At 50.6% G+C, this 26,250-nt stretch carries 28 protein-coding genes and 1 other annotated feature; of the genes, 11 read left to right on the forward strand and 17 right to left on the reverse strand.

Annotated elements, in window-relative coordinates; genetic code table 11:
* The first annotated feature begins 68 nt into the window (after positions 1–68).
* Together F3J28_RS20220 and F3J28_RS20225 are read left to right on the forward strand one after the other, a co-directional pair.
* Positions 69–1,838: a terminase ATPase subunit family protein gene (locus F3J28_RS20220; protein WP_166879189.1), complete on the forward strand. Its 1,770-nt coding sequence runs from the start codon at positions 69–71 to the stop codon at positions 1,836–1,838.
* Positions 1,838–2,869, forward strand: a complete 1,032-nt coding sequence (locus F3J28_RS20225) for a phage portal protein (RefSeq protein WP_166879191.1) — start codon at positions 1,838–1,840, stop codon at positions 2,867–2,869. The genes F3J28_RS20220 and F3J28_RS20225 overlap by 1 nt, the downstream gene beginning before the upstream one ends.
* 327 nt (positions 2,870–3,196) lie before the next feature.
* On the opposite strand, the gene F3J28_RS20230 is transcribed toward F3J28_RS20225, so the two are convergent.
* The 10 genes from F3J28_RS20230 to F3J28_RS20275 all read right to left on the reverse strand — a co-directional run bounded on the left by F3J28_RS20230 (position 3,197) and on the right by F3J28_RS20275 (position 9,401).
* Positions 3,197–4,012, reverse strand: coding sequence for a DUF2971 domain-containing protein (locus tag F3J28_RS20230; protein ID WP_166879193.1), 816 nt, complete (start codon positions 4,010–4,012; stop codon positions 3,197–3,199).
* 121 nt (positions 4,013–4,133) lie between these two features.
* Positions 4,134–4,865, reverse strand: a complete 732-nt coding sequence (locus tag F3J28_RS20235; protein ID WP_166879195.1) for a hypothetical protein — start codon at positions 4,863–4,865, stop codon at positions 4,134–4,136.
* Between the two features lie 157 nt (positions 4,866–5,022).
* Entirely contained in the window at positions 5,023–5,205 is a 183-nt protein-coding gene (locus F3J28_RS20240; RefSeq protein WP_166879197.1) for a hypothetical protein, read from the reverse strand.
* A gap of 106 nt (positions 5,206–5,311) precedes the next feature.
* Entirely contained in the window at positions 5,312–7,543 is a 2,232-nt protein-coding gene (locus tag F3J28_RS20245; protein ID WP_166879199.1) for a replication endonuclease, read from the reverse strand.
* Complete coding sequence (locus F3J28_RS20250) at positions 7,543–7,749, reverse strand: TraR/DksA C4-type zinc finger protein (protein WP_166879201.1); 207 nt, start codon at positions 7,747–7,749, stop codon at positions 7,543–7,545. Before F3J28_RS20250 ends, F3J28_RS20245 begins: the two co-directional genes overlap by 1 nt.
* A complete protein-coding gene (locus F3J28_RS20255) occupies positions 7,749–7,976 on the reverse strand; it encodes a DUF2732 family protein (RefSeq protein ID WP_166879204.1) in 228 nt (75 codons plus the stop codon). Before F3J28_RS20255 ends, F3J28_RS20250 begins: the two co-directional genes overlap by 1 nt.
* 70 nt (positions 7,977–8,046) lie before the next feature.
* Positions 8,047–8,334 (reverse strand): hypothetical protein, encoded by a 288-nt coding sequence (locus tag F3J28_RS20260; RefSeq protein ID WP_166879207.1) that lies wholly within the window; start codon positions 8,332–8,334, stop codon positions 8,047–8,049.
* Between the two features lie 92 nt (positions 8,335–8,426).
* Positions 8,427–8,624 carry a phage filamentation protein Fil family protein gene (locus F3J28_RS20265; protein ID WP_166879209.1) on the reverse strand — a complete coding sequence of 66 codons (198 nt, stop codon included), beginning with the start codon at positions 8,622–8,624 and terminating at the stop codon, positions 8,427–8,429.
* A gap of 7 nt (positions 8,625–8,631) precedes the next feature.
* Positions 8,632–9,141 carry a phage regulatory CII family protein gene (locus F3J28_RS20270; RefSeq protein WP_166879210.1) on the reverse strand — a complete coding sequence of 170 codons (510 nt, stop codon included), beginning with the start codon at positions 9,139–9,141 and terminating at the stop codon, positions 8,632–8,634.
* Between the two features lie 35 nt (positions 9,142–9,176).
* A complete protein-coding gene (locus F3J28_RS20275; RefSeq protein WP_166879212.1) occupies positions 9,177–9,401 on the reverse strand; it encodes a QIAIP family phage-derived DNA-binding protein in 225 nt (74 codons plus the stop codon).
* Between the two features lie 125 nt (positions 9,402–9,526).
* On the opposite strand from F3J28_RS20275, the gene F3J28_RS20280 reads away from it, so the two are divergent.
* Genes F3J28_RS20280 through F3J28_RS20290 form a run of 3 tightly spaced genes read left to right on the forward strand, consistent with a single transcriptional unit; the run spans position 9,527 to position 12,150 of the window.
* Complete coding sequence (locus F3J28_RS20280; protein ID WP_166879214.1) at positions 9,527–10,105, forward strand: phage repressor protein CI; 579 nt, start codon at positions 9,527–9,529, stop codon at positions 10,103–10,105.
* A 7-nt stretch (positions 10,106–10,112) separates the two neighbouring features.
* The gene (locus F3J28_RS20285; RefSeq protein WP_166879216.1) at positions 10,113–11,141 is read left to right on the forward strand and encodes a phage integrase; all 1,029 of its coding nucleotides are present in this window, start codon (positions 10,113–10,115) and stop codon (positions 11,139–11,141) included.
* A 10-nt stretch (positions 11,142–11,151) separates the two neighbouring features.
* The gene (locus F3J28_RS20290; RefSeq protein WP_166879218.1) at positions 11,152–12,150 is read left to right on the forward strand and encodes a GTP pyrophosphokinase; all 999 of its coding nucleotides are present in this window, start codon (positions 11,152–11,154) and stop codon (positions 12,148–12,150) included.
* A 363-nt stretch (positions 12,151–12,513) separates the two neighbouring features.
* Here the strand turns inward: F3J28_RS20290 and F3J28_RS20295 are convergent, their stop codons facing one another.
* The 3 genes from F3J28_RS20295 to yfiR are packed head-to-tail and all read right to left on the reverse strand — an operon-like array spanning position 12,514 to position 14,703.
* The gene (locus F3J28_RS20295; protein WP_166879220.1) at positions 12,514–12,999 is read right to left on the reverse strand and encodes an OmpA family protein; all 486 of its coding nucleotides are present in this window, start codon (positions 12,997–12,999) and stop codon (positions 12,514–12,516) included.
* Positions 12,996–14,240: a diguanylate cyclase DgcN/YfiN gene (gene dgcN / locus F3J28_RS20300; protein WP_166879223.1), complete on the reverse strand. Its 1,245-nt coding sequence runs from the start codon at positions 14,238–14,240 to the stop codon at positions 12,996–12,998. Before dgcN ends, F3J28_RS20295 begins: the two co-directional genes overlap by 4 nt.
* A complete protein-coding gene (yfiR, locus tag F3J28_RS20305) occupies positions 14,233–14,703 on the reverse strand; it encodes a regulatory sequestration protein YfiR (RefSeq protein ID WP_205247268.1) in 471 nt (156 codons plus the stop codon). The genes dgcN and yfiR overlap by 8 nt, the downstream gene beginning before the upstream one ends.
* A gap of 540 nt (positions 14,704–15,243) precedes the next feature.
* On the opposite strand from yfiR, the gene aroF reads away from it, so the two are divergent.
* The 3 genes from aroF (at position 15,244) to F3J28_RS20320 (ending at position 18,396) form a co-directional block, all read left to right on the forward strand.
* Entirely contained in the window at positions 15,244–16,314 is a 1,071-nt protein-coding gene (aroF, locus tag F3J28_RS20310) for a 3-deoxy-7-phosphoheptulonate synthase AroF (RefSeq protein WP_166879228.1), read from the forward strand.
* A gap of 10 nt (positions 16,315–16,324) precedes the next feature.
* Complete coding sequence (gene tyrA / locus F3J28_RS20315) at positions 16,325–17,446, forward strand: bifunctional chorismate mutase/prephenate dehydrogenase (RefSeq protein WP_166879230.1); 1,122 nt, start codon at positions 16,325–16,327, stop codon at positions 17,444–17,446.
* A gap of 77 nt (positions 17,447–17,523) precedes the next feature.
* Positions 17,524–18,396, forward strand: coding sequence for an SMP-30/gluconolactonase/LRE family protein (locus F3J28_RS20320; RefSeq protein ID WP_166879233.1), 873 nt, complete (start codon positions 17,524–17,526; stop codon positions 18,394–18,396).
* Positions 18,397–18,433: 37 nt separating this feature from the next.
* Here the strand turns inward: F3J28_RS20320 and pheA are convergent, their stop codons facing one another.
* The 4 genes from pheA to bamD all read right to left on the reverse strand — a co-directional run bounded on the left by pheA (position 18,434) and on the right by bamD (position 21,199).
* A complete protein-coding gene (pheA, locus tag F3J28_RS20325) occupies positions 18,434–19,594 on the reverse strand; it encodes a bifunctional chorismate mutase/prephenate dehydratase (protein ID WP_166879236.1) in 1,161 nt (386 codons plus the stop codon).
* A gap of 21 nt (positions 19,595–19,615) precedes the next feature.
* Positions 19,616–19,740, reverse strand: a sequence feature (Phe leader region).
* Positions 19,692–19,739: a hypothetical protein gene (locus tag F3J28_RS22400; protein ID WP_205247269.1), complete on the reverse strand. Its 48-nt coding sequence runs from the start codon at positions 19,737–19,739 to the stop codon at positions 19,692–19,694. (Overlaps the previous feature by 48 nt.)
* Positions 19,741–19,848: 108 nt before the next feature.
* The gene (gene raiA / locus F3J28_RS20330) at positions 19,849–20,193 is read right to left on the reverse strand and encodes a ribosome-associated translation inhibitor RaiA (RefSeq protein WP_008458158.1); all 345 of its coding nucleotides are present in this window, start codon (positions 20,191–20,193) and stop codon (positions 19,849–19,851) included.
* A 268-nt stretch (positions 20,194–20,461) separates the two neighbouring features.
* Positions 20,462–21,199, reverse strand: a complete 738-nt coding sequence (gene bamD, locus F3J28_RS20335; RefSeq protein WP_008458157.1) for an outer membrane protein assembly factor BamD — start codon at positions 21,197–21,199, stop codon at positions 20,462–20,464.
* A 133-nt stretch (positions 21,200–21,332) separates the two neighbouring features.
* Between bamD and rluD the strand changes: the two genes are divergently transcribed.
* From rluD to clpB, 3 genes are all read left to right on the forward strand, one after another.
* Positions 21,333–22,313, forward strand: a complete 981-nt coding sequence (gene rluD, locus F3J28_RS20340) for a 23S rRNA pseudouridine(1911/1915/1917) synthase RluD (RefSeq protein WP_008458156.1) — start codon at positions 21,333–21,335, stop codon at positions 22,311–22,313.
* Positions 22,310–23,041: a purine nucleoside phosphorylase YfiH gene (yfiH, locus tag F3J28_RS20345; protein ID WP_166879238.1), complete on the forward strand. Its 732-nt coding sequence runs from the start codon at positions 22,310–22,312 to the stop codon at positions 23,039–23,041. Before rluD ends, yfiH begins: the two co-directional genes overlap by 4 nt.
* Positions 23,042–23,171: 130 nt before the next feature.
* Positions 23,172–25,745: an ATP-dependent chaperone ClpB gene (clpB, locus tag F3J28_RS20350; RefSeq protein ID WP_166879241.1), complete on the forward strand. Its 2,574-nt coding sequence runs from the start codon at positions 23,172–23,174 to the stop codon at positions 25,743–25,745.
* The last annotated feature ends 505 nt before the right edge of the window (positions 25,746–26,250 follow it).

Genomic DNA, 26,250 nt, shown 5'->3' on the forward strand with positions numbered 1-26,250 from the left:
AGGGGCTTAGCGAATAAGCCCTCCCGTTTCTTTAGCCTTGCCCTGGTATCAACGACGGCGAGGCATTCATGAACATCACGACCGACACATCCATCCTCAGCGACCCGCGACGGCAGGCCGCGCTTTTGTACTGGCAGGGGTTTTCCGTGCCGCAAATTGCGGAAATGCTGCAGACCAAACGCCCCACGGTGCAAAGCTGGAAGCAGCGCGACCAGTGGGAAGAAACAGCCCCGCTTAACCGGGTTGAGAGCACGCTAGAGGCGCGGCTGATTCAGCTCTACGCGAAACCCGACCTGACCGCGCACGACTTCAAAGTCGCCGATTTTCTGGCGCGGCAAATGGAGCGATTCGCCCGTATCAACCGCTACGGCGTGAGCGGGAATGAGGCCGACTTAAATCCGAACGTGGCGAACCGCAACAAAGGGGAGCGCAAGCAGCCGAAAAAGAACTATTTCAGCGAGGAAGCGATAGAGAAGCTGGAGGAAATTTTCTTTGACCAGTCTTTCGAGTATCAGCTCGGCTGGCACAAAGCAGGGCTTGAGCACCGTATCAGGCACATCCTCAAATCCCGCCAGATTGGCGCGACGTTTTATTTTGCGCGCGAGGCACTGCTGCGGGCGCTGAAAACCGGCCAGAACCAGATTTTTTTATCAGCCAGTAAAACTCAGGCGTATGTGTTCCGAAAATACATCATCGCCTTTGCGCGATTGGTCGATGTTGACCTGAGCGGTGACCCGATTGTTATCGGCAACAATGGCGCTGAAATGCTGTTCCTCGGCACCAACTCCAACACCGCGCAGAGCCACAACGGCGACCTGTATGTCGACGAGATTTTCTGGATCCCAAACTTCCAGCGCCTGCGCAAAGTCGCCTCGGGCATGGCCTCACAAAAACACCTCCGCACGACCTACTTTTCGACACCTTCCTCTCTCGGCCATGGTGCTTATCCGTTCTGGTCGGGCGAACTGTTTAACAAGGGGCGCGCCAGCGCCAGCGAGCGGGTCGAGATTGATATCAGCCACACAGCGTTAGCGCGGGGCGTGGCCTGCGCCGATGGTCAGTGGCGGCAGATTGTCACCATTGAGGACGCGCTCGCCGGGGGCTGCACCCTGTTTGACCTGGACACGCTGAAACAGGAAAACAGCGCCGACGATTTTCGCAACCTGTTTATGTGCGAGTTTGTCGACGATAAAGCCTCGGTCTTTCCGTTCGAGGAGCTGCAGCGCTGCATGGTCGACAGCATGGAAGAGTGGGAGGACGTCGAGCCTTACGCCGACCGGCCATTCGGTCACCGTGTGGTGTGGATTGGCTACGACCCGTCACTGCGTGGGGATAGCGCCGGTTGTGTGGTTATCGCGCCGCCGGTTGTCGCCGGGGGCAAGTTCCGCATTCTGGAGCGCCACCAGTGGAAGGGCATGGACTTTGCCACCCAAGCCGAGTCAATCCGGGCGCTGACGCAAAAATATAACGTGGAGTACATCGGCATTGACGCCACCGGCCTCGGCCAGGGTGTTTACCAGCTCGTGCGCTCGTTCTACCCGGCAGCGCGAGAGATTCGCTACACGCCGGAAATGAAAACCGCGATGGTGCTCAAGGCAAAAGACACCATTCGCCGCGGCTGCCTGGAATACGACGTCGGCGCGACGGATATCACACAGTCGTTTATGTCTATTCGCAAAACCATGACAAGCAGCGGGCGCAGCTCCACGTATGAAGCGAGCCGCACCGAAGAGGCGAGCCACGCCGATTTAGCCTGGGCAACCATGCACGTATTAATCAATGAACCACTGACCGCCGCCAGCGGCAAGGCGTCCTCCTCCATTCTGGAATTTTACTGATGAAAAAAAAATACAAAGGTCAGCGCGCTGCAAAAGCGCAGCAGCACACCGCCACCCCATCACAAAATATGGAGGCGTTTACTTTCGGCGAGCCGACGCCGGTACTGGATCGCCGGGAAATTTTCGACTATCTGGAATGCGCCCATAACGGCAAATGGTACGAGCCGCCGGTGAGCTTCTCCGGCCTGGCGAAAACCATGCGTGCCGCCGTGCACCACAGCTCACCGATTTACGTTAAGCGTAATATTCTGGTGTCGACGTACATCCCGCACCCGAAGCTCTCCAGTCAGGACTTTAGCCGCCTGACGCTGGATTTTCTCGTGTTCGGCAACGGCTTTCTGGAAAAACGGCAGAGCCTCAGCAACAAGGCGCTGCGCTTTGAAACGTCCCCGGCCAAATACACCCGGCGCGGCGTGGAGCAGGATACTTACTGGTTTTTGCAGGACTTCAACAAGCCGCACCAGTATGCGGCGGGCTCGGTGTTTCACCTGATGGAGCCTGATATTAATCAGGAGCTTTACGGGATGCCGGAATATCTCAGCGCATTAAATTCAGCGTGGCTGAATGAGTCGGCGACGCTGTTCCGTCGCAAGTATTACCAGAACGGCGCGCACGCGGGTTACATCATGTATGTGACCGACGCCGCGCAGAGTAGCACCGACGTTGAAGCCCTGCGCCGTTCTATGCGCGATTCGAAAGGGCTCGGCAATTTTAAAAACCTGTTTTTCTACGCCCCGAACGGAAAACCGGACGGCATTAAAATCGTGCCGCTCAGTGAGGTGGCAACCAAAGATGATTTTTTCAATATCAAAAAGGCCAGCGCTGCCGACCTGCTCGACGCGCACCGGATCCCGTTCCAGCTCATGGGCGGCAAGCCCGAGAACATCGGTTCAATGGGCGATATTGAGAAGGTGGCAAAGGTCTTTGTGCGTAACGAGCTGTCTCCACTGCAGGCGCGTTTCATGGAGCTTAACGAGTGGGCGGGAGAGGAAATTATCAGATTCAAAAAATACTCACTTGAGGACGATTGACCCATCCACCACAGCCGCCCCAGGGCGGCTTTTTTACGTCCCGCCCTCAGACCGCCTCAGACGCACGACACACCACCGAAACCCGGCACCACCTCGCAATCCGACCACACCCGCACCGACGCCACAGCGCCGCGCTCAGGCCGAAAAATAATAATTAAATACCCGCCTCAGCGCGCAATGCTTTCCCCGCCACGCCTGCCCGCTTTAGGGGGCGTTTTTAATGCAGTTGCATGAACAGGCCGGAGCCGCGCCAGCACTGGCGACGCACGGTCAGCACGGGAAACCTTGACACATGCAAAACAATGCACCTGATGCATGCACAGATCTTTAGCCCTCAATTTTCACTTTGTAGCTTGTAAAATCAGCTTTGGCAATCAACAGGTGTATATCATTTTTTTTAGCATAAGCTTCTACAAAACTTCTCATATCCCCAGCTAAGCGCTCACCTAAAATGATCGCGTCGATACATCCCGGACTTAGAGGCACCGCTATGCCGGGCTGATGTTCATACACCTCATCTTTCTCTAAATACTTTAAGCTTCTAACCTCCTGCTCATTAATCCAATCATTATGTTTACGTAATGAAAATAAAGCATCCACTGTTAGAGGTCTTCCCCTCAGTCTCTCAACGAGATGCTTATAGGTGTCAATTTTGGGGGCCTCATCGGAATAAATGACATCGGCAATTTCAAGACCGGATTCAAGTAATTTCTGTTTGTTATATACAAAGCAGATGCCTTTCATACCATTTCCATAGTATCCCCACATCAAACGGCTATCATACGTCTTTGTGAAACAAGCCACAGCAACGCCTTTTTGATAAGTAGAAACCAAAGCCTTTATAAATGACTCCCCCCAATACTGTCGTATATGCTCATATATTTCCACCATATCCTTCTGCATAAAACACCTTTGAATATACTCCCTTTGCTCAGCTAGATATCTTGTCTTCGCTAAGATTTTTGCTATATCATCCAAGGGTAATTTCTCTAAGCCGCTATCATCTAATTGAAAGAACATTTCGAATGGATCATTTAATCCAGCATACTTTGAATGCCAAATAATATTATTAACAAGTTCATTTATGGTATTTATGTTATCACCCCGAAATCTAAAGAGGTGAGTAGCACTTGAAATATCCATAGTTCTACCCTTTAAATTAGTTAAAGCGTTAATAAATTCTAACGCCTAACGGGACTCGTTGTTCAACGCCGCCAGCACTGAAAGCAAGTTTCAGCACCAGCGGCGTTTGTCACTATGTTGGTTAATTGTCGAGTATCGAATCGACATCACCCGTTCTTACATCAACACGCGCCGCTACGGTTTGCTTAACCACACCACCATAAGCATTGGTGCCTCGAAACGTTGTTTTCACAACCGCATGTGGGTCTTTATTCAAAATCAGATGATAGACAGTTGAAACATGTTTATAAGAGGAATCATCATTCATGTTGGCTTTTATCAGTTTCTCCAACGGGCGATAGGAGCCATCCCAACCGCTAAAGTTACCCTGAAACGCGTCAAGGTTGATTTTATTATTTAGAGATTGTGGATCCTTCTCGAAGTCATTGAAACACCACCCCAACACATCACCGAGCTTTAACGCATCATCTTTAGTAAAAGTGAACTCACTCATACAGGCGTAAAAGGCATCAGCAGAGCTGGCCGGTACACCTTTGAAGCCAACATAGTTTTTAACGATATTGTGCCGGGTTGATTTTGGCTCGTTGCGATACTCTTTGAGGGTTTTTTCTGCGTACTCAAATGTTGGTGTAACCAGTTCCGCTTTAACCGCCGGTACGTCACTTTTTACTACAGACTGACTTTTTTCAGTTGGCCATAAGATTGAGCCAATAACACCCAGCGCTAGGCAGCCGCCCAGATAAACGGCACTGGAACGCTTACGGTTTGGCATCCGAACCACCGACGGCTTGATTAAACCGACGATAAAAGCAATAAAGAGAGCCAGAGATAAAAAAGCCACTATAGTGTCCATAATTTTCCTTTGTGTGTAATCCCATATAAAACAACCTCATACTATCAAATCTGGCGGCAAGGATTGCACTCTTTTTAAAACGGACGTCAGCTTTACCCGGCCTTCTTAATAATGCTTCCAACCCTGTGCTGGAATCGAAGCTGTAAAAAAGACGGGATTATTGAACTTCATAAAAAATCTCATTATCTGATTTACTGTTTTCTCTACCTGCCAGGTCAGCGATGATTGACAGCGCAAGCTTGAGATCTGCTGCTTTACAGTTCGCTATCAACGAAACTTCCGCAATGAATTGAACACACGCCAGCTTATGCTGAGTGTGGCTAAATTGTTCGCCAACCATAAAATCCCCTAAATTTATACTGTACATTAATACAGTATAGTGTTGTGACAAAAAATTGGAAGTGAAATTAATGCATCTATGTGCATGATTAGATGAAGATTAATTTTTAAACTTTGCTTGCAGACTCTGACAACCTAGAAACGCGGCTCATGATCCTTTGTGTTTTCATATCGTAAGACGGTTTCGCGGTAAACACTTCGCCACTTGCGGATCCCCGGCATAACTTATCGCCAAAGCGCCCACGGCCACCGGCCATGAGGTGCAGCGCCTCGCCCCGGCTGATGGTTTCGCCGGTTACCTGGTGTATTTCCTCAATGGTTCGCGTTATCGCGGCGGCCTGTCTTTCCGTTCCCGGTGAAAACTGCCGCCTCGATACCGGCTTTTCTTCTCTCAACCGGCCTATAAGTCGCCGTCTTTCACTCCGGCTTAGTGGTTTTGATAAATCCAGCTCCGGTGGCTCGCTATCGCTCCCCGTACAGTTATTGACAGAACTCCGAGAGGGCGCAGAAGCGCCCTTAACGTCAAAATCCAATTCAACGGCCAAATCAGAGGCTCGTTTTGGGACAATCTTCCACTGTGTAAGACGGGTTAAGATTGACGAATCAGAGCCGATGGCCGTGTCGTATACGCCACGAATGCAGACGGTTTCCTCTCCGTACTGGTTCAGATCGTCGCGAGCTTCATACAGCGTGCGCACCTGCAGCTCATCACGACGAACAAACGGGCCACCTTGAGCGTTAACATAATCAGCCCAACGCCCCCAATGCGCAGCATCATGAACCGCTGCAAATTCAACGCTAAGCGCGCGGGCTGTTTCAGGGTCAGCCATGCGACGCAATTCACGATAAACGGTTACCGGCGCACCGCCGACAAATTGAAACTGACGGATGTGCCACCGCGCCGCCCAGGCTGAAACAGCAGGGGCGCTTTCTTTGAGCAGCTCGCCGCTCTCGTCGTCCGTCTCATCGTTCAGCGCATAGCCATCAATGTTTTTAGAAATGTATTTGGCGATATAGCCTGTCGCACTGCCTTTCTCCGGATCGATAGCCTCGGCATGAAAACGTGCTTTTCTTGCCTTATCGCTTCTCAGCTCGGAAGAATCCTCCTGGTAGGTGTAATCCCGGATAATGCCGCGTACACGTTCAACATCTTCCGGTTGCATGAACATGAGCATGTGCCAGTGAGGGGTTGCATCGTGATGTGGTTCGGCAACGCGGATCCCGAATATGCGAATATCTTCGCGGTGCAGCTTGGCGCGAATACGAGCCCATACGCCGGTTAAATAAGACTGCGTGTCTGCCGGGTTGCTTCCGTTCCACTTGGTGTTACGGTAGCCCGCTTTCGTCGTGGCGTGATATTTGGACGGGGCGGTGATGGTGTAGAACTCACCAACATAACCGAGACCTGAGCAGATATCCTCAAACCCGCGAATACGAGCCATTAATTCACAGCGACGAATAGCAGGGTTAGCGACAGAGCCGTCATATTTTTCAATCAGGCTGAAGCGATTTCCTTCCGCGTCCTCAAGCTCAAGCCCCTTGAGAAATTCGCGGGTGCGGCGCTTTTGCTCGCGCCAGTCAGTTACGCAGTTTTTACTCGCGTAAGCGTGCTTCTTCTTGCTAACGCTACCGACAGCAATTTGCAGGTGTTCGCGCCAGGAGGCAGCAACACGGCGCAGGCGACCACGCCACCACGTTTCGGTAAACATGCGAATGACTGCTGGGGCTAAATCATCCTGATCAACGCGCTTACTTAATACGCGATCCCAATGCGGGGGGGTGACATTAAACTGCAGGGCAATTAATCCGGCGCGAGTGTACCAGGTGTAAAGCGTTTTCAGCTCGCCGAATCCAGAGTCGTCAATATTTGCTAGCTCGGCGCGGGTAAGGTTCGCAATATCAGCGGCCAGTAAATCCACATCAGCGCGCGACATATCCGGCAAGCGGTTATAGCGGCTTACCATGTTGACCATGCTTGATGCGGTATAGCGGATAATGTCGGTATCGAATTGACCGCCAAACGCGGCGCTTGATACGTCGGCATTAATACCGGTCACCTGGTATTTTTGGGTAACAAGCTCAACGCGGGACAATGCCCTTTTGCAAAAGCTGATTAAAAAGGCATTAGCTCGCTGGCTTCCCTGCTCACGCTCCAGCACGGCAGCGGTGCGGTAAACATCAAAACGCACACACTCGGGCAGAAGCGCCAGGGATTTTCTTGCATGCAACAACGCCGCAAACATACGGTTGCGGCGATATTCTTCGGCATAGGTGAGGTAAGGGCTGGCGATTGCCGCCCGTGGAGCATTCCACGGGTAAGCATATTTAATTGCTTCCACTACACGCCTCTGTAGTGTTTGGATTTAAGCTCAGTGATTTGCTGACAGGTCACACAAGAGGCAACTCCCGGAAGTGCTGTATGTCTTGCCTCCGAAATTGGTGCATCACACTCTTCACAGGTAAATCGAGAAGGTGCAGCGGTACGTCTGCGAGCCTGATTGATGTGGCGCTCGCGTTCCTTCACTTCGTCCATTGCGTCGGTCATCAGTGCAGCTCCTGCGATTCGTTTTCAAAGCGAATAGCTTCGCGGCGTAGCAGATCAGCGGCTTCTTTGCCATCCATGCCGGTATTTGTGATGTGAATTGCCAGCGCCTCAAGGCGCAAGGAAACCGCAGCGGCGCGCGCTTTGCGTTCCTCGTTTTTGGCTTTACTCAACATTGCGCCCAGCGCATCGTTATCAACTTGAAATGCACTAATCTGAATATTTCGCATTTATGCTTCTCCTGAATTTAGGCAAAAGAATGCCCGGCGGGTTTACGCCTTTGTTTTTAAAAGTGGTTAATTAATCAGCTAGATAAATATCGTGTTTTGAAAAACGACGCGGCAGAATGCTTCCCCAGCGCGTTAATTCGTTCATCGACTCAATAATGAGAAAGCGGCGCGGCTTATCGAAATACTCAAACGGCTTGCCGATTTCGTCAGACTTAAATGCTGCAGGCTCTTTACGGTTCGCCAGTGTCAGGACGACGAATTTAAAATTGTCGTCCAGCTTATTAAAATTACGCTGCGCGGCGTTACTCGTCGCCTTTAATTGCTGGCGAAAACGTGCGAGACATTCGTCGCCGGTCATTTTTAGCGGCTCATCAATACGCGCGTGCATAAAGTACACATTGTTAAATTCTTTTTTTGCGGCCGGAACGGATGAAGAGAGCGCAGCACTTTTCATTTAATCCCCCAACGTTTAATCAGCCAGGTAAACAAAGATGGCTTTTTAGCGCAAAGACCATTTAACAATGCAGACTGGTCGCGGCTTGGGTGCCAGCGCTTACCATCTTTCCCGGATATCCAGCCATGCCCGAAGTGCATAGAGGGGCTTTGGCTTTTCAGCAGTGAAGCAAATGATGGCTCATTCCTCAGCATGGTCACCTCAGATAATCCCAAATGATGCGCTGATACCGCTCACGCTATCGACCACGCTCGACATAGCCGGATTAGCCTGCAAACGAGCCTGCAATGCCATCGCAGAAAGAGACAGCATTCGGATCCCTGAATTAATGCTCTCAACCATCGAATTTTTACGCGCCGGGGTGAGACGTTCTGTTGATACTGCTCCAGTGGCCAGCTCGCCGAGTTTGCTCATTGCATGCATGACGTAAGACTGCAATTTGTCTTTCGCCAGCTCGTTAACCGGTACACACGGCAGACAATGAATTTGCGCGAGAAAGCCATCAACCAAGATTGAGTCTTCGGTCAGGTCAGTCAGTAGCCACAATTCAGACGGCGTCAATTGGTGAGGCTGTTCTGGGTTAAGCTTGTTACGTAAGGTTTGAACGTTCATACCCATACGCTCGGCTAGCTTCGACATATTGTGCCGCTGAGCAAATGCCCGGCATGCTTCGTCATAGTGAGGATGTTTGGAAACTTGAAAATCAAACATGCGCTTTTCCTCGTTAGCTTAAATAATCGAGTTGTTCAGGCGGCCACATAGCGACAATTGATGCCCTGGGCTAGGAGGCGGGCGCGGAAAGCAATCATGTTGATACGTGCGGCACCACCGTCTTTTTTACGAGGCATCAGGAGTAGGTCTCCATCAGCAACCATCTGTTTTACCGTGCGAATGCTGTAGCCGTAGCGTTCAGCAAATTCGTCATAAGTCATGAGGTCTGCGCCAGACGGGATTGCAATTTGTGAAGTCATAAGTGATCATCCTCTGTTGATAGTCATTCCTGTGCATTGGCGTGCATTTTTCAGGTTTAAGCGGAATCTAATCTCATTTATTTAAGTTGTCAAATTGGATTTTTGCGATTACTCGGATTTTTAAGATGAAACTGAACGAACTAGAAGGTGGAAAAGCTGTGTTGCAGCGCATGCTGGACGCTTATGGTTTCACTATGCAAAAGCAGCTTGGTGATATGCACGAGTTGTCATCAGGGACGATCAGCACATGGATAAGGCGAGATTATTTCCCTGGTGATGTGGTGGTAGCTTGCGCTCTGGATACGGGGGTATCACTGCGTTGGTTAGCGACAGGGAAGGGAAGTAAGTTCGATACAGACCATACGCAAGGTAGGATGAGGACGTTAATCCGCTTCGATATTCTGGCTGGCAATCTGGTCGAAAATGATAAATGGATTGTTGATGATTCGCTTCTTTCAGATGCGGTAACTAGCCCGAAGTACGTTTGTAAGGGGCTAAGCTCCTGGATTATCGATTTTGATACTACTGATATCTCTAATGGCCGTTGGTTGCTGAGTATTGATGGCGATCATGACATTTACGATGTTGCGAGAATTCCAGGCAATAAAATCAAGGTGAGCAATTCAGGCACTGATTTTCAGTGCGCAGTCTCAGAGGTTGAATGCATTGGCCTGGTACACCTTACCCTGAGCAGAACTAGCTAAAAGAATTATGGCGATAAAAAAACTAGCCTCTGGTGAGTGGCTTTGCGATTTCCGCGTAGATGGCGCTGAAAGCCGCCGAGTGCGAAAGAAATTCACCACCAAAGGTGAAGCTGTTGCCTTTGAACAGTATTACCGTGAAGAGGCGAAAAATAAGCCGTGGATGGGTGAGAAGGAAGACCGTCGACGCTTGAGTGAACTGATTGAACTCTGGCATAACCTTCACGGCCAGTCGCTGGCCGCCAGCAAATCCCGATTGGCTAAACTACGCATAGTTTGTCGTGGGCTTGGTGATCCAATTGCGACCCAACTTACCGCCAAAGACTTTGCCCACTATCGAGATAAACGTCTCAAGGGTGAAATCGACAATGGCTATCACGCAAATCCCGAAAAGTGGATTGCGAAACCTGTGACTGTGAACCGGGAACAACAGTACCTCGAAGCTGTTTTCAACGAGCTGAAGCGGTTGGGGGAGTGGAGTTTGCCAAACCCTCTCGAAGGCGTGCGTGTTTTCAAAGAAGCCGAAAAAGAAATGTCGTGGCTTACTCACCCGCAAATTCAAGAAGTGCTCAACGCCTGTGAGTCATACGGAAAAATTTATTTAACTCGCATTGTTAAAGTATGCCTGACGACCGGCGCTCGATGGAGCGAAGCTGAACGTTTGACCCGTTCACAGCTATCACCCCACAAGCTGACTTTCACGAAAACGAAGGGGAAGAAGAACCGAACAGTACCGATCCCACGGTGGCTGTATGAAGAACTGGCTCCTCTGCAGGGAAAAATGTTCCATCCTTGCTATCAAGAATTCAAGAAAATGCTCACGCTGACCGATATACAGTTAGCTGAGGGGCAGAAAACGCATGTGTTACGCCATACGTTTGCGAGTCACTTTATGATGAATGGTGGGAATATTTTGGTGTTACAGAGAATCTTAGGTCATGCGAATATTCGTGAAACTATGCGCTATTCTCATTTTTCCCCTGATCATTTAGAGGATGCTGTACTTTATAATCCATTATCAAAGATTAGTTTAGAATAAGAGGGAAATTATGATTGACCACTGTGAGGAGTATGAGAAACAGTATCCATTTTATGTTTCTTTGATGAGTCAAGCGATGCCTGTGCTTAGAAAGCTGGTAGAGGATGAAAGTGTTTCTATATTCAATATTGAAGGCAGGGTGAAAACTATAGACTCATTGAGGGTTAAGTTGACAAGAAAAGTATATGTTAACCCTTTGGAGGAAATTGAGGATTTCTGTGGGATTAGAATTATTTGTTATTATGAGTCTGACTTAGATAGAATTGAAGATATTATCAGAAAGGAGTTTGATGTTACTTCTGGATCAGATAAGCAAAAGGAAATAGATGTCGATCGTTTTGGATACTCCTCGAGGCATTTGATATGTAAAATTAAAGATGAGTGGTTAAATGTCCCGAATTATCGTAATTTGGGTGGGTTTAAGATGGAGATACAAGTCCGAACAATGCTGATGCATACATGGGCAGCGATAAGCCACAAACTCTTATATAAACGAGAGAAAGATGCGCCTAGAGAGATTAAAAGAAGCTTGAGTAAATTAAGCGCTCTCATTGAGCTTGCCGATGAAAAATTTGACAGTATAAAAGATTTGAAAATTTCCTATAACGATAGAATTGAAACTCAAGGAGAAGTGATAAATAAAGATGAGGCATTGAACTCAGACAACTTAATAAAATTAATTAATGAATACTCGCCTGGGAGGAAATTCTCAAATGAGGATATTCCAGAGCTTCTTGATGAAATAAGAAGGTATGATTCCACTGTTGAAGAATTCGAAAAAAGAATTACGCAATGCATGCCTTACTTAGGTATGATGGAAAAGGAAGAATCGAATATGAATAATAACAGTGAACTTCCTATGTGGCATATAGAAGGATTTTGTAGAAGTATTTTAGATTTAACCTGTGAGCACTATTACAATTCAAGATGGGGAACCATACCTGAAGAGGCCATTCCCATAATAACTAAATATCGTGCTTTAGTTAAAGCACCGGTTGAAGAAGTTTGAGTAATGTGTCCATGTTGTGCCCACGCAGCATGTTTTTGACCGCATCTCGCAGCACCAGATAGGTATATAACATTCTGTTTATAAAGAAAAATCTATGTTTTTCCATGTGCTTTAGTAAAAGCGTCTTAACTAAGATTCGCTTAGGCGACATCCAAATAAAAGGGCTGCCATCTGGCAGCCCTTTTTTATGGGAAAAAGAAAGCATCGTGCGCTTGTAAAGGTCATCACTCTGGCTGAAAAACATGTGAATTGTGTTTTGTTGTTTGCCCCAAACAGTCGAAAACCACGTTTTTCGGCTGTTTGTCACCGGACTGAAAGGGCTGCCATCAGGCAGCCCTTTTTTATGCTCTAAATCGGCCTTGATTATGGGGCGGTGATGACGACCGCGACGCGGCGGTTTTCCGCGCGGCCTTCGCCGGTGTTGTTGCTGGCCACCGGGTATTTCTTACCCAAACCTTGGGTTGTGAGGTTGCTGCGTGGGATGTGAGCACCTTCGGCCCAGGCATCTGCCACGATATTAGCTCGCTTGAGGGAGAGTTGTTCGTTGTAGCCGTCTTCACCGTAGTTATCCGTGTGACCATCCATGCGGGCGTGTTTCAGGCCGGTCGCAGAGAGTTTGGCGGCCATACTCTGGATGGTCTGGTAGCTTTCAGGCTGCAGCTTGTACTGGTTTTTACCAAACAGGATCTTGTCTGACAGTCCAAGTGACCAGCCGTTGTTTGACTCAGAGAATCCGTACGAGCGCATCGCGGCAACCTGTTCAGGAGAGAACGTCGATGGCGGTGCCTGACAGCCAGTTAACAGAAACGAGAAGAGGATTGCCGGTGCAAATAAGCGTGAAGCTTTCATAATGTATCCCTTTGGGGCGGTTTTATTAGCAACTCACGTTGCTTGTGTTTTTCTATGTACATATTGCGATCAGCAGTTTCCATCAGGCTTTCCGCTGAGGTGATATCTTTCGCGAGCGCAACGCCGATGCTTAGGGTCATGGTGACCCAGTGCTCGCCTGGTAAAAGGATCGGCTGCTCGACCATTTCTTTTAACTGTTCCAGCACGGAAGCGGCTTGTTCTTCGCTATTCACAGAATGAAGCAGCATGGCAAATTCGTCCCCGCCGAGGCGGAAGGCGAGGTAGCGCGTATTGGCATACACCTGTAACCGTTTTGCGACTTCAATAAGCACAGTATCCCCGGCCGCATGTCCCCAGGTATCGTTAACAAATTTGAAGTTGTCGCCGTCCATAAACAGCAAGGCGCTGTTCTGGAGGGTTTCGGGATCTGCAATCAGTTTATCCAGCGCGGTTCGGAAGGCTGCTCGGTTTGCCAGGCCCGTCAATGAGTCCTGCAGGGCCGTTTTCTGCAGCGAAGCATTTTTCAGCTGAAGCTGTTTTTGCCATTCTTCCATCTCATCCAGCAGGCTGTTGAAGTCCTGGGCAAAGAGGTGAAACTCCTCAATTTTTTCCGGTGATACGCGGCGAGAAAAGTTACGGTTGCTGCGAACGTCGTGGACAACGTCAGTAATATTCTGCAGCGCGGCATCAATATCGCGATGTAAATGACGTGAAATGCCTAATGCGATAACTGACGCGAGTAAAATACAGGCCGTCAGCACGCCTAATGAGAGCCAGACAAACAAAGTCACGGTAGCATCCGTGCCTATCAGCCGCATTTCCCCGATGATTTTCCCGTTATGCCAGATAGGCTGCCTGATCGGATGAGGATATAGCCATCGGGTAACCAGGCCACTCACCATGTCATGCTGAGACGGCTTATCTGCCTGCCAGTGCGTGAGCTCCTGACCATTAACATCTACCACCTTTGCGGCGGTGAATTGCCCTTGCTTGCCCAGCACGGCCAGGGTTTCATTGGCCGCGGTGCCATCACGGAAAACAACGGCGGCTTCCAGGCTATGACTAACAGTCACCGCCAGCAATTCGAGGTTTTTTTGCGCATACTGTTTTAGCGTCAGCATCGAAGCGACGGAAAGCAGCAGCCAGACAGCCAGCATGGCAATAACCACGCTGATTATGCTGATTCTACGTAACGTTCCTTTAAACGTTGGACGTGACGGCGTAGTCAAATCCTTATTCATGACTATTATTCCCTGGCCGAGCCAGCAGTAATACATCCGGACTAACCCTGACGCCGCTGCGGCTGAGGGCATCAAGGTTTACCGAAAAAGAAACTGCGTCATTATGAATATTCAGGCAGAAAGCACTGCCAATTATGCATTGTGGGTTCTGCTCGGCAATTAACAATAAAGGCCGGGATTGATAACGTTCTATTAATTGCAACTGCTGTTGTGGTGACTCGTTACCAAAATATATCCCGTCGCAGTTCGCTCGCAATGCCTCGTCTGATGACTGAACGATGAAGGGTTGATATGAAATATCGCTATTTTTTGTGCTTAGCGTCGTGGCATAGGCTGCCGTTGAAAATATGCAGAGCTTTGGAAGCCCCTGTAGCTGAGGCCAGCGGGTGTAGCTGACAATCCCGGCCACTGTAGTGCGGACTTTGTCGGGCAGCACGGGGCTTGTTGCCTGTGCAGCCTGCATCCTGAATATCGTTAGCGCGAGGACGATAAACGTTAAAAATAACGTCAGCCCGCGGAGTTGAGACGTGGTTTTCACGCGCCACCAGCCCAAAAGCATCCTGGCCGGTGAAGCCAGTCTTTATTATTTATGATGTTGCCTTTGAGCATATCACTCCTACGTATTTCCGTCATTCATTCCCAGGTGTGATGATATTCCTGATTATCCAAAATAATAACGAGAATAACCCTGGAAAGATGGTGTAAATCGTTATCAGTTTCCCCACGAAAAACGCACACGTGGGGGATAATATCAGCATAGAAGGTGGAATGAATTTTTACGCGCGCTTTTGTTTAGTCATGCAAGTTTGACCATAAAATGTGCATTTTTATGTCCTGTGTAATTTTTTATTTACGAATTTGGCGATTGCATGCGGCATTTAATTGGTTGTGTAACGATTAATTTACGTATAATGGATTGCAATCTTTACTGTCGGCGGTTACAGTAAGGTCTCCTCTACGAGGAAACGACTATCGCAAACGAGCTAAATACAGGACAGACATCATGCAAAAAGACGCGCTTAACAACGTTCATATCTCTGACGAACAGATACTCATCACGCCGGATCAGCTGAAAGCGGAATTTCCACTCACTGCGGCTCAGGAAGCGCAAATTGAGCAGTCCCGCCAGACTATCTCCAATATTATTGCTGGCCGCGATCCGCGCCTGCTGGTTGTTTGTGGACCTTGCTCGATCCACGATCCGGAAGCTGCGATTGAATACGCTCGTCGTTTTAAAGCTCTGTCTGAACAAGTTAGCGATAGTCTGTACCTCGTAATGCGCGTCTATTTTGAAAAGCCTCGTACGACCGTGGGTTGGAAAGGGCTGATCAACGACCCGCACATGGATGGCTCGTTTGATGTGGAAGCAGGGCTGAAAATTGCGCGTCGCCTGCTGGTTGAGTTGGTAAGCCTGGGGCTGCCGCTGGCAACCGAGGCGCTGGATCCCAATAGCCCGCAATACCTGGGCGACCTGTTTAGCTGGTCTGCAATTGGTGCGCGTACCACTGAATCCCAGACTCACCGCGAAATGGCTTCTGGCCTTTCTATGCCGGTTGGTTTTAAAAATGGCACTGACGGTAGCCTGGGCACGGCGATTAACGCGATGCGCGCCGCTGCAATGCCGCACCGTTTCGTAGGCATTAACCAGGCGGGGCAGGTTTGCCTGCTGCAGACTCAGGGCAACCCGGATGGGCACGTGATTCTGCGCGGTGGTAAAGCGCCTAACTATAGCCCGGCTGATGTTGCCCAGTGCGAAACAGAAATGCAGAAAGCCGGCCTGCGTCCGTCCTTGATGATCGATTGCAGCCACGGCAACTCAAATAAAGACTTCCGTCGCCAGCCGGGCGTGGCCGAATCCGCCATTGCCCAGATTAAAGATGGTAACCGCTCTATTATTGGCCTGATGATTGAAAGTAATATCCATGAAGGGAATCAATCATCAGAGCAGCCGCGTAGCGAAATGAAATACGGCGTGTCCGTTACCGATGCATGCATCGACTGGGAAACTACGGACAGCCTGCTGCGTGAGATCCACAAAGCTCTGAGCGGCGTGCTGGCGGCTCGTCAGGCATAAGAGGTTTACTATGGTGGCTGAATTGACCGCGCTGCGCGATCAAATCGACGAAGTGGATAAGGCGCTACTGGATTTGCTGGCTAAGCGACTGGAACTGGTGGCGGAAGTGGGTGAAGTAAAAAGCCGTTTCGGCTTGCCGATTTATGTGCCGGAGCGAGAAACCTCCATGCTGGCGTCTCGCCGCAAAGAGGCTGAAGCTCTGGGCGTTCCGCCGGATTTAATTGAGGACGTGCTGCGCCGCGTGATGCGCGAGTCGTACTCCAGCGAGAACGACAAGGGCTTTAAAACCCTGCATCCTGCTTTGCGTCCGGTGGTGATTGTTGGCGGCGGGGGCCAGATGGGCCGTCTGTTTGAAAAAATGCTGACGCTTTCCGGCTACCAGGTTCGTATTCTTGAAAAAGAAGACTGGGACAAAGCACCGGCGCTGCTGGCCGATGCGGGCATGGTGATTGTCAGCGTACCGATTCATATCACCGAGCAGGTTATCGCTAAGCTGCCTCCGCTGCCGGCGGACTGCATCCTGGTGGATTTAGCGTCGGTGAAGAATGGCCCGCTGCAGGCGATGCTTGCCGTACATTCGGGCCCGGTTCTTGGCCTGCACCCGATGTTTGGCCCGGATAGCGGCAGCCTGGCAAAACAGGTTGTGGTCTACTGTGATGGTCGTCAGCCTGAAGCCTATCAGTGGCTGTTGGAACAGATTCAGGTCTGGGGTGCGCGCTTGCACCGCTCCAGCGCGATTGAGCATGACCAGAACATGGCGTTTATTCAGGCGTTGCGCCACTTTGCGACCTTCGCCTATGGCCTGCATCTGGCGGAAGAAAATGTGCAGCTTGAACAGCTGCTGGCGCTGTCTTCGCCGATTTACCGGCTGGAGCTGGCAATGGTGGGCCGACTGTTTGCCCAGGATCCACAGCTTTATGCCGACATCATCATGTCGTCGGAAAGTAACCTGGCGCTGATCAAGCGTTATTATAAACGGTTCGGCGAGGCGATCGGCCTGCTGGAACATGGCGACAAGCAGGCGTTTATCGACAGCTTCCGGAAAGTGGAGCACTGGTTCGGGGATTACGCGCAGCGTTTCCAGAATGAGAGCCGCGTTCTGTTACGGCAGGCAAATGATAACCGTCAGTAGGTGCCAAAAGGTCTTATAATCAAAAGCCAGTGGGATTTTGCCCGCTGGCTTTTTTGTTTGTCAAAAGGATCCCTGAAATGGCTGAGCCGCAGTTGCTGTTCGACTATACCGGTCACTTACCCGAATGCCCTACGTGGAGTGCAGAAGAAGGCAGCCTCTACTGGACGGATATTCTGGAGAATGAAATCCACCGCTACCATCTGGCCAGCGGCAAACATGACGTTATTCAGTTTTCTGAAGAAGTAGGCTGTTTTGCCTTGCGTGAGTCGGGCGGATTTATTGTGGCGATGCGCAGCGGTATCTGGCTAACCAATAATACCGGGCTGATCGTGGGCAAAGTCTGTGATAACCCGAGTAACCCGGATTTGGCGCGTTTCAACGATGGCGGCACCGACCGACAGGGGCGTTTTTATGCCGGCACGTTCTGGGGGCCAGGGGATTACAACGGCGCGCTACTTTGCCGGGTGGATAACGATCTGGCGCCGCATGTAGTTCAGCATGATATTCATGGCGCAAACGGGCTTGCATTTAGCCCGGACGGCAAATGGATGTATACCTCTGACACGCCCAATGCCGTGATTTACCGCACGCCGCTGGATGAGCAAGGCGAGCCAGGCCGACGTGAAGTCTTCAGGCGGTTTGCCGAAGGTGAGGGCATTCCTGATGGCGCGGCGATGGATTGCGAAGGCTATTACTGGACAGCGTTGTTTGATGGCTACTGCATTGTGCGTATTTCTCCTCAGGGTGAGATTGTGGAAGAGCATCGCTTGCCCGTGCGTTGCCCGACGATGGTCTGTTTTGGCGGCGAGGATATGAAAACACTGTTTATTACCACCACCAGAGAAAACATGGACGAAGATGAAGTGGCCCGATTACCGCTTTCCGGGGCGATTTTCACCCTCCGCGTTGCGGTGGCCGGAATGGAAAAACTGAATTTTCGGGAAGTGTGATTTGTGCAGCCCGGTTTTAGCCGGGCTGGCATTGTTATCAGGCCGGGTCGACCGGTACCACGTTTTCGCTTGGGTAGCTGCCGAGCACTTTCAGAGAACGAGTGATTTCCCCCAACTCGCGCAGCGCCTTACGCATACTCTCATCTTTCAGGTTTGCCTGAATATCGAGATAGAACATCTCTTCCCACGGGTTGCCGTTGATTGGGCGCGATTCCAGCTTAGTCATGATCAGACTGTGGTTGCGTAATACCAGAAGTGCTTCTACCAGGGCACCAGCCTGCTGGCCAGTCGCCATCAGCAATGTAGTTTTCGCTGGTACCTGGTCGGATACTTCGACGGCCTTACGGGCGAGAACGATGAAGCGAGTGATGTTCTGGGTCTGGTTCGCGAGGTTACGCTCCAGCACCTGCAGGCCATAAAGTGCGCCGCCGGCTTCGCTGCCCAAAGCGGCAACGTGAGGAGAGTTGGCCTGAGCGACTTTTTCCATCGCGGCAGAGGTACTTTCGGTGTATTCAATTTTCCAGTGTGGATAGCGATTAATGAACTGGCTGCACTGCTGGAAAGGTTGAGGGTGACTATAAACCGTTTGGATTTCCTCGAGATCGGTGGAACCGGAAACCAGTACGCAGTGGTCAATCGGCACGGTCATTTCGGCGACAATCGACAGGCTGGTGTGCTGCAGTAGATCGTAGACATCATTAATGGCCCCCGAACTTGTGTTTTCGATTGGCACTACAGCGTAATCGGCCTGGCCGGTTTCCACCTGATTGAAGATGTCGTGGAATTTGGCACAGCCGCTTTCGATGAACTGCTCAAAGTGGCGCGCGGCATACTGGCGCGCAGCAAGATGAGAATAAGAACCTTTAGGGCCGAGGAAAGCGACGCGGGCAGAGTGAGGGTTCGTTTTGTTCAGGTGCTGCTGCAGCAGAGTTTGCTGGGTCAGAACAGAATCTTCAATAATGAGCTGGAACAGGCGCGTGATGTAGTGGGCATCGAGATGGTGATCTTTACCGAGAGTAATCAGGCGTTCCAGTAAATCTCTTTCACGATCGATATCGCGTACCGGGCGGTGAGAAGCAAGTTTGGCTTTGCCAACTTCAACCGCTAGCAGGCGGCGCTCTGCCAGCAGGGCTAACAGCTTTTCATCCAGCGCGCTGATTTTATCGCGCAGGGCCAGCAACGGATTAATTTCGGTCATAACGCTACCTTTTCGGTGTCCATAAAAAAAGCCTCCCGGTTGGGAGGCTTGTTTGTTCGTCTTCGCATTCTTTATCACACGACGAATTGCCTCCCAGTCAGGGGAAGGTAAAAAAGAATGCGAAGAGGAACGGGAAAAGTTTCATGTCAGGTTTCCTGAGGAATCTGAGAGGTAAAGTACCTGCTCTGTTTTCGTTCTGTCAATAAAAAACGCGCCCGGAGGCGCGTTGCGGTGAGTGGAAGGAGAGTGATGTATTACTCTTCGTCAGCTTCTGCTTCTGCGAAGGACACGTCTTTCACTGAACCTGCTGCGCGACGTGCTTCACCTTTGTGTTGCACTTTATTTAACTGCCGCTCCAGTTTGTTGATCAAATCGTTGATAGCCGTATACATATCTTCATGTCTGGCACTGGCTACGAGGTGCCCATTCGGTGTGTTAATCGTGGCATCAGCCACAAAACCTTGAGGCTCTTTGGACAAGATAATATGTGGATTAATGAGATGAGTTTGCCACTTGTCCAGTTTGCTGAGACGGTCGGCGACATGCTGGCGAATAGCTGGGGTGATTTCCATTTGCTTGCTGGTAATGTTCATTGTCATAAATTTACCTCTTGTCTTTGCCGTCTTGGTAACTCCAGCATACCGTTCTTAATGTCAAAATGTGTGATGTAAATCACGTTATTTTGTCACTTTTTGTCAAGGAGACCTTTTTGTGAGGCAGGACAGGATATGTGCTTTTAAGGCTTGTGGTTATCAGAAATCACGTCCATATTTGATGAGATGACCTGACGCTAAACCGTTTCAGTTTTTGCGTCGGCAGATAAAAAAACGGCAGCCGAGGCTGCCGTTTTTCTTGTTATATTGTCGATCAGGTGTTGCTGCTGTTGGCGGCAATGATCTTCGCGACTTTCTCTGCCTGACCCGGCATCTGCAGCTCGCGGTAGGCATTTTCCATCAGCTTCAGGCCATCACGGGTAGCCTGAGTGTCAGGATAATCACGCAGCATACCTTCTACGCGATTAACTACTGCCACCCACGCGCCGCGTTTCGTGTAATATTGCGCCACGGAAAGCTCATACTTCGCCAGGCGATCTTTCAGGAACACGAGACGTTTAGTCGCATCGGTAACGTACTGGCTGTTCGGGTAGCCGCGCACCAGCTTCGAGAAGTCGTTAAAGGCATCGCGTGCGTGCTGGGGATCCCGGTCGGAACGGTCAACGCCGAAGAAGCCCTGCAGCGCACTGTCATCCAACGCCATGTCCGTCAGGCCACGCATGTAAAGTACGTAGTCGATGTTTGGATGAGTTGGATTGAGGCGCATAAAGCGATCGATCGCCGCCTGAGCCAGCGGTAAGTCCGCATTTTTGTAGTAGGCGTAGATCAGGTCGAGCTGCACTTGCTGAGAGTACGGGCCGAATGGATAGCGGTTATCCAGCGCTTCCAGTTGCGTTATCGCCGCTTTAAAGTTACCGTCCTGCAGCTTTTGCTGGGCAGTCGCGTAGATCTCAGAAGGCGGATTATCAGGAACCTCATCCTTGGAACTGGAGCAACCAGCCAAAGCCAGGCTCAACGTGGCCGCTGCCACCAGATATTTCATGCGCGTCATGACGTTTGACTTTCCTAAGTAATGTTATTTCCGGGAGAGTTCGTGTTCCGGCTCCCGATAAAGACCAGCTACAATAGCACATTATATTAAACGGCATTGCCGTAAAACCCAACGTTAACGAAAGAAGCTGTCTATGGCACAACTAGTACAACTCACCGAAACGGTGTCCGATTCACAACTGGGTCAACGCTTAGATCAGGCATTGGCCGAATTGTTCCCGGATTATTCGCGTTCGCGCATAAAAGAATGGATTCTTGACCAGCGAGTTACGGTCAACGGCGTTGTCTGGGACAAGCCGAAGGAGAAAGTGTTGGGTGGCGAAAGCGTAACCATCAATGCTGAAATTGAAGAAGAGGTCCGCTGGGAGGCTCAGGATATCCCGCTAAATATCGTCTACGAAGATGAAGATATTCTGGTGATCAATAAGCCACGCGACCTCGTTGTGCACCCCGGTGCGGGCAATCCGGACGGTACTGTGCTCAATGCGTTGCTGCACTATTACCCGCCAATTGCGGATGTGCCTCGTGCGGGCATTGTTCACCGTCTGGATAAAGACACCACCGGCCTGATGGTTGTGGCAAAAACTGTCCCGGCGCAAACTCGCCTGGTTGAAGCCCTTCAACTGCGAGAAATTACCCGTGAGTATGAAGCCGTTGCAATTGGTCATATGACCGGTGGTGGTACGGTTGAAGAACCAATCAGCCGCCATCCAACTAAACGTACCCACATGTCAGTGCATCCAATGGGCAAACCGGCGGTCACTCACTATCGCATTATGGAGCACTTCCGCGTGCATACGCGCCTGCGTTTGCGCCTGGAAACCGGCCGTACTCACCAGATCCGCGTTCACATGGCGCATATCAGCCATCCGCTGGTGGGCGATCAGCTTTACGGTGGCCGTCCTCGTCCGCCGAAAGGCGCATCGGAAGAGTTCGTCAGCGTACTGCGCAAGTTTGATCGCCAGGCCTTACACGCAACCATGCTGCGCCTGTACCATCCTATCAGTGGTATTCTGATGGAGTGGAGCGCGCCAATCCCACAGGATATGGTTGAACTGATCGAAGCTCTACGCGCTGATACCGAAACCCATAAAGACCAACTGGACTGGCTATGACCAAAACGATCGTCCCGCACTGGCCTCTTCCTGAAGGCGTTGCTGCCTGTAGCTCAACCCGCGTGGGTGGCGTTAGCGTCGCACCGTATGACTCGATGAATCTGGGGGCCCATTGCGGCGACGATCTGGCTGATGTTGAAGAGAATCGTCGATTATTTTATGCCGCCGCAGGCTTGCCTTCGAAGCCGGTCTGGCTTGAGCAGGTTCACGGGAAAACTGTGTTGAAGCTAACGGGCGAGCCATATGCCTCAAAGCGAGCGGATGCTTCTTATAGCAATACGCCGGGGACGGTTTGCGCGGTGATGACGGCGGATTGTCTGCCGGTGCTGTTTTGTAATGAGGCTGGAACTGAAGTTGCGGCAGCGCATGCTGGCTGGCGCGGTTTATGTGAAGGCGTGCTCGAAGAGACGGTAGCCTGTTTCCAGGATCGCCCACAGAATATTCGCGCCTGGCTAGGGCCGGCAATTGGTCCTCAGGCGTTCGAAGTGGGGCCGGAAGTTCGCGAAGCCTTTATGGCGAAGGACGAAAAAGCGGCAAACGCTTTTAGCGCAGCGGGCGAAAAGTACTATGCTGATATCTACCAGCTTGCAAGGCAGCGGCTGGCGAACGTGGGTGTTACGCAGGTGTACGGCGGCGACCGCTGTACCTGGACCGAAAGTGGCGATTTCTTCTCATACCGCCGCGACAGAATAACGGGTCGTATGGCAAGTTTCATCTGGCTGATATAACCTATCGAATCAAGACGATCCAGTGCGTGTCGCTCGCGCTTCATATATTTCAGGTCATTAACCTTGAATAATTGAGGGATGACCTCATTTAATCTCCAGTAGCAAATTTGACCTGTTTATGGGAGGAGTTATGCGTCTGGATCGTCTTACCAATAAATTCCAGCTTGCTCTCGCCGATGCCCAATCTCTTGCTCTTGGGCACGACAATCAATTCATCGAACCTCTGCATCTGATGAGCGCTCTGCTCAATCAGGAAGGGGGCTCTGTGCGTCCGTTACTGACCTCTGCGGGGGTCAACGCGGGCAAATTACGTACCGACATCGAGCAGGCATTAAGCCGCCTGCCACAGGTAGAGGGCACCGGCGGTGACGTCCAGCCTTCTCAGGATTTGGTGCGTGTACTGAACCTGTGCGACAAACTTGCACAAAAAAGAAACGACAACTTTATTTCGTCAGAACTGTTTGTTCTGGCGGTACTTGACTCACGCGGCACTCTGACCGACCTGCTGAAAGCCGCAGGCGCAACGCCAGCCAACGTAACCGCCGCGATTGAGCAAATGCGTGGAGGGGAGAACGTGAACGATCAAGGTGCCGAAGATCAACGTCAGGCATTGAAGAAATACACCGTTGATTTAACTGAGCGAGCTGAACAAGGCAAGCTGGACCCGGTAATCGGTCGTGATGAAGAAATTCGGCGTACTATCCAGGTATTGCAGCGCCGTACCAAAAATAACCCGGTACTGATTGGTGAACCGGGCGTGGGTAAAACAGCCATCGTCGAAGGGCTTGCACAACGCATCATTAATGGCGAAGTACCTGAAGGCTTGAAAGGCCGACGCGTGCTTGCGCTGGATATGGGGGCGCTGGTGGCCGGTGCAAAATACCGGGGTGAGTTTGAAGAGCGTCTCAAAGGTGTGCTGAACGATCTTGCTAAGCAGGAAGGCAACGTCATTCTGTTTATTGACGAGCTGCATACCATGGTCGGGGCAGGCAAAGCCGACGGTGCTATGGATGCCGGGAACATGCTTAAGCCAGCCCTGGCCCGAGGTGAATTGCATTGCGTTGGCGCAACCACGCTCGACGAATACCGTCAATATATAGAGAAAGATGCCGCGCTTGAGCGTCGTTTCCAAAAAGTTTTCGTGGCCGAGCCTTCTGTAGAAGACACCATTGCGATTCTGCGCGGGCTGAAAGAACGCTATGAGCTGCATCACCATGTACAAATTACCGACCCGGCGATTGTCGCGGCAGCTACGCTGTCCCACCGCTATATTGCCGATCGCCAGTTGCCTGATAAAGCTATCGACCTCATCGACGAGGCTGCATCCAGCATCCGTATGCAGATAGACTCCAAGCCTGAAGAGCTGGACCGCCTCGATCGCCGCATTATTCAGCTTAAGCTGGAGCAGCAGGCGTTGAAGAAAGAATCTGATGAAGCCAGTCAGAAACGCCTCAGCATGCTGAATGAAGAGCTGGAAGATAAAGAGCGTCAGTATTCGGAGCTCGAAGAAGAGTGGAAGGCGGAAAAAGCTTCGCTGTCAGGGACGCAGACCATTAAGGCTGAGCTTGAGCAGGCGAAAATCGCAATTGAGCAGGCTCGCCGCGTGGGTGACCTTGGACGCATGTCTGAATTGCAGTACGGCAAAATTCCGGAGCTTGAAAAACAGCTGTCCGCAGCGACCCAAAGCGAAGGGAAAACCATGCGTCTGCTGCGTAATAAAGTGACGGATGCAGAAATCGCCGAAGTCCTGGCTCGCTGGACCGGGATCCCGGTAGCCAGAATGCTGGAAGGGGAGCGTGACAAGCTATTACGTATGGAAAAAGAGCTTCATCAGCGTGTGATTGGTCAGGATGAAGCCGTCGAAGCTGTCTCTAACGCGATTCGTCGTAGCCGTGCTGGATTGTCCGATCCTAATCGCCCAATAGGTTCGTTCCTGTTCCTGGGGCCAACCGGGGTAGGTAAGACTGAGTTGTGCAAAGCGTTAGCGAACTTTATGTTCGACAGTGACGATGCGATGGTGCGTATCGACATGTCCGAGTTTATGGAGAAACACTCTGTATCGCGGCTAGTGGGTGCGCCTCCGGGTTATGTCGGTTATGAAGAAGGTGGCTATTTGACGGAAGCCGTTCGTCGCCGTCCTTATTCCGTTATTCTGCTTGATGAGGTAGAGAAAGCGCATCCGGATGTGTTTAACATTCTGTTGCAGGTTCTGGACGACGGCCGTCTTACCGATGGGCAGGGCCGTACTGTTGATTTCCGTAATACGGTTGTCATTATGACCTCTAACCTTGGTTCAGACTTAATTCAGGAGCGTTTCGGTGAACTGGATTACGGCCATATGAAGGATCTGGTGCTGGGCGTGGTGAGTCAAAGCTTCCGTCCGGAGTTCATTAACCGTATTGATGAGGTTGTTGTCTTCCATCCTCTCGGTGAGCGCCACATTGCTTCTATTGCTCAGATTCAGCTGCAGCGTCTGTACAAACGGCTGGAAGAGCGTGGCTATGGCGTCAGCATTTCAGATGACGCATTGAAGCTCATCAGCGAGAACGGCTACGACCCGGTCTACGGTGCACGTCCGTTGAAACGCGCTATTCAGCAGCAAATTGAGAACCCATTGGCTCAGCAAATCCTTTCCGGTGAGCTGATTCCTGGGAAAACAATTAAGCTGGAAGTCAAAGACGACCGCATTGTGGCCGTGCAGTAAGCCACTTAACGTAAAAAAAACGAGCCCATTTGGGCTCGTTTTTGTTTGTAAAATAGCCATTATTGACCGGGTTTTGTGCTTTTAGCCTGAAAAGTGAGCGGTCAGAAAGTTTTTTCAAATTAGGGGTTGTCAGGCTCTGAGAACTCCCTATAATGCGCCTCCACTGACACGGCGAAGCGGCTTCGAAAGCGGCTTCACAACCCGGTAGTCAGTCAGACGAAAGCGAAAATAAACGCTTGACTCTGAAAGAGGAAAGCGTAATATACGCCACCTCGAGTTAGCAAGCGAAAGCGCCTAACTCACTGCTCTTTAACAATTTATCAGACAATCTGTGTGGGCACTCGCAGGATTGATATCTCAGCATCTCCGGATGCAAAAAAATATCAAGTCTTGAAGAGTGACTACTGATTTTATAAACAGTTTTAATTCTTTGAGCATCAAACACTTTTAAATTGAAGAGTTTGATCATGGCTCAGATTGAACGCTGGCGGCAGGCCTAACACAT

This window comes from Enterobacter sp. Ap-1006 (genome assembly GCF_011752835.1).
GTDB lineage: Bacteria > Pseudomonadota > Gammaproteobacteria > Enterobacterales > Enterobacteriaceae > Cedecea.

What these genes read in the sequence shown, in the direction of transcription:
- F3J28_RS20220 (WP_166879189.1), top strand. Translation starts at nt 69, where the DNA reads ATGAACATCACGACCGACACATCCATCCTCAGCGACCCGCGACGGCAG.
- F3J28_RS20225 (WP_166879191.1), top strand. Translation starts at nt 1,838, where the DNA reads ATGAAAAAAAAATACAAAGGTCAGCGCGCTGCAAAAGCGCAGCAGCAC.
- F3J28_RS20230 (WP_166879193.1), bottom strand. Translation starts at nt 4,012, where the DNA reads ATGGATATTTCAAGTGCTACTCACCTCTTTAGATTTCGGGGTGATAAC.
- F3J28_RS20235 (WP_166879195.1), bottom strand. Translation starts at nt 4,865, where the DNA reads ATGGACACTATAGTGGCTTTTTTATCTCTGGCTCTCTTTATTGCTTTT.
- F3J28_RS20240 (WP_166879197.1), bottom strand. Translation starts at nt 5,205, where the DNA reads ATGGTTGGCGAACAATTTAGCCACACTCAGCATAAGCTGGCGTGTGTT.
- F3J28_RS20250 (WP_166879201.1), bottom strand. Translation starts at nt 7,749, where the DNA reads ATGACCGACGCAATGGACGAAGTGAAGGAACGCGAGCGCCACATCAAT.
- F3J28_RS20255 (WP_166879204.1), bottom strand. Translation starts at nt 7,976, where the DNA reads ATGCGAAATATTCAGATTAGTGCATTTCAAGTTGATAACGATGCGCTG.
- F3J28_RS20260 (WP_166879207.1), bottom strand. Translation starts at nt 8,334, where the DNA reads ATGACCGGCGACGAATGTCTCGCACGTTTTCGCCAGCAATTAAAGGCG.
- F3J28_RS20265 (WP_166879209.1), bottom strand. Translation starts at nt 8,624, where the DNA reads ATGCTGAGGAATGAGCCATCATTTGCTTCACTGCTGAAAAGCCAAAGC.
- F3J28_RS20270 (WP_166879210.1), bottom strand. Translation starts at nt 9,141, where the DNA reads ATGTTTGATTTTCAAGTTTCCAAACATCCTCACTATGACGAAGCATGC.
- F3J28_RS20275 (WP_166879212.1), bottom strand. Translation starts at nt 9,401, where the DNA reads ATGACTTCACAAATTGCAATCCCGTCTGGCGCAGACCTCATGACTTAT.
- F3J28_RS20280 (WP_166879214.1), top strand. Translation starts at nt 9,527, where the DNA reads ATGAAACTGAACGAACTAGAAGGTGGAAAAGCTGTGTTGCAGCGCATG.
- F3J28_RS20285 (WP_166879216.1), top strand. Translation starts at nt 10,113, where the DNA reads ATGGCGATAAAAAAACTAGCCTCTGGTGAGTGGCTTTGCGATTTCCGC.
- F3J28_RS20290 (WP_166879218.1), top strand. Translation starts at nt 11,152, where the DNA reads ATGATTGACCACTGTGAGGAGTATGAGAAACAGTATCCATTTTATGTT.
- F3J28_RS20295 (WP_166879220.1), bottom strand. Translation starts at nt 12,999, where the DNA reads ATGAAAGCTTCACGCTTATTTGCACCGGCAATCCTCTTCTCGTTTCTG.
- dgcN (WP_166879223.1), bottom strand. Translation starts at nt 14,240, where the DNA reads ATGAATAAGGATTTGACTACGCCGTCACGTCCAACGTTTAAAGGAACG.
- yfiR (WP_205247268.1), bottom strand. Translation starts at nt 14,703, where the DNA reads ATGCAGGCTGCACAGGCAACAAGCCCCGTGCTGCCCGACAAAGTCCGC.
- aroF (WP_166879228.1), top strand. Translation starts at nt 15,244, where the DNA reads ATGCAAAAAGACGCGCTTAACAACGTTCATATCTCTGACGAACAGATA.
- tyrA (WP_166879230.1), top strand. Translation starts at nt 16,325, where the DNA reads ATGGTGGCTGAATTGACCGCGCTGCGCGATCAAATCGACGAAGTGGAT.
- F3J28_RS20320 (WP_166879233.1), top strand. Translation starts at nt 17,524, where the DNA reads ATGGCTGAGCCGCAGTTGCTGTTCGACTATACCGGTCACTTACCCGAA.
- pheA (WP_166879236.1), bottom strand. Translation starts at nt 19,594, where the DNA reads ATGACCGAAATTAATCCGTTGCTGGCCCTGCGCGATAAAATCAGCGCG.
- raiA (WP_008458158.1), bottom strand. Translation starts at nt 20,193, where the DNA reads ATGACAATGAACATTACCAGCAAGCAAATGGAAATCACCCCAGCTATT.
- bamD (WP_008458157.1), bottom strand. Translation starts at nt 21,199, where the DNA reads ATGACGCGCATGAAATATCTGGTGGCAGCGGCCACGTTGAGCCTGGCT.
- rluD (WP_008458156.1), top strand. Translation starts at nt 21,333, where the DNA reads ATGGCACAACTAGTACAACTCACCGAAACGGTGTCCGATTCACAACTG.
- yfiH (WP_166879238.1), top strand. Translation starts at nt 22,310, where the DNA reads ATGACCAAAACGATCGTCCCGCACTGGCCTCTTCCTGAAGGCGTTGCT.
- clpB (WP_166879241.1), top strand. Translation starts at nt 23,172, where the DNA reads ATGCGTCTGGATCGTCTTACCAATAAATTCCAGCTTGCTCTCGCCGAT.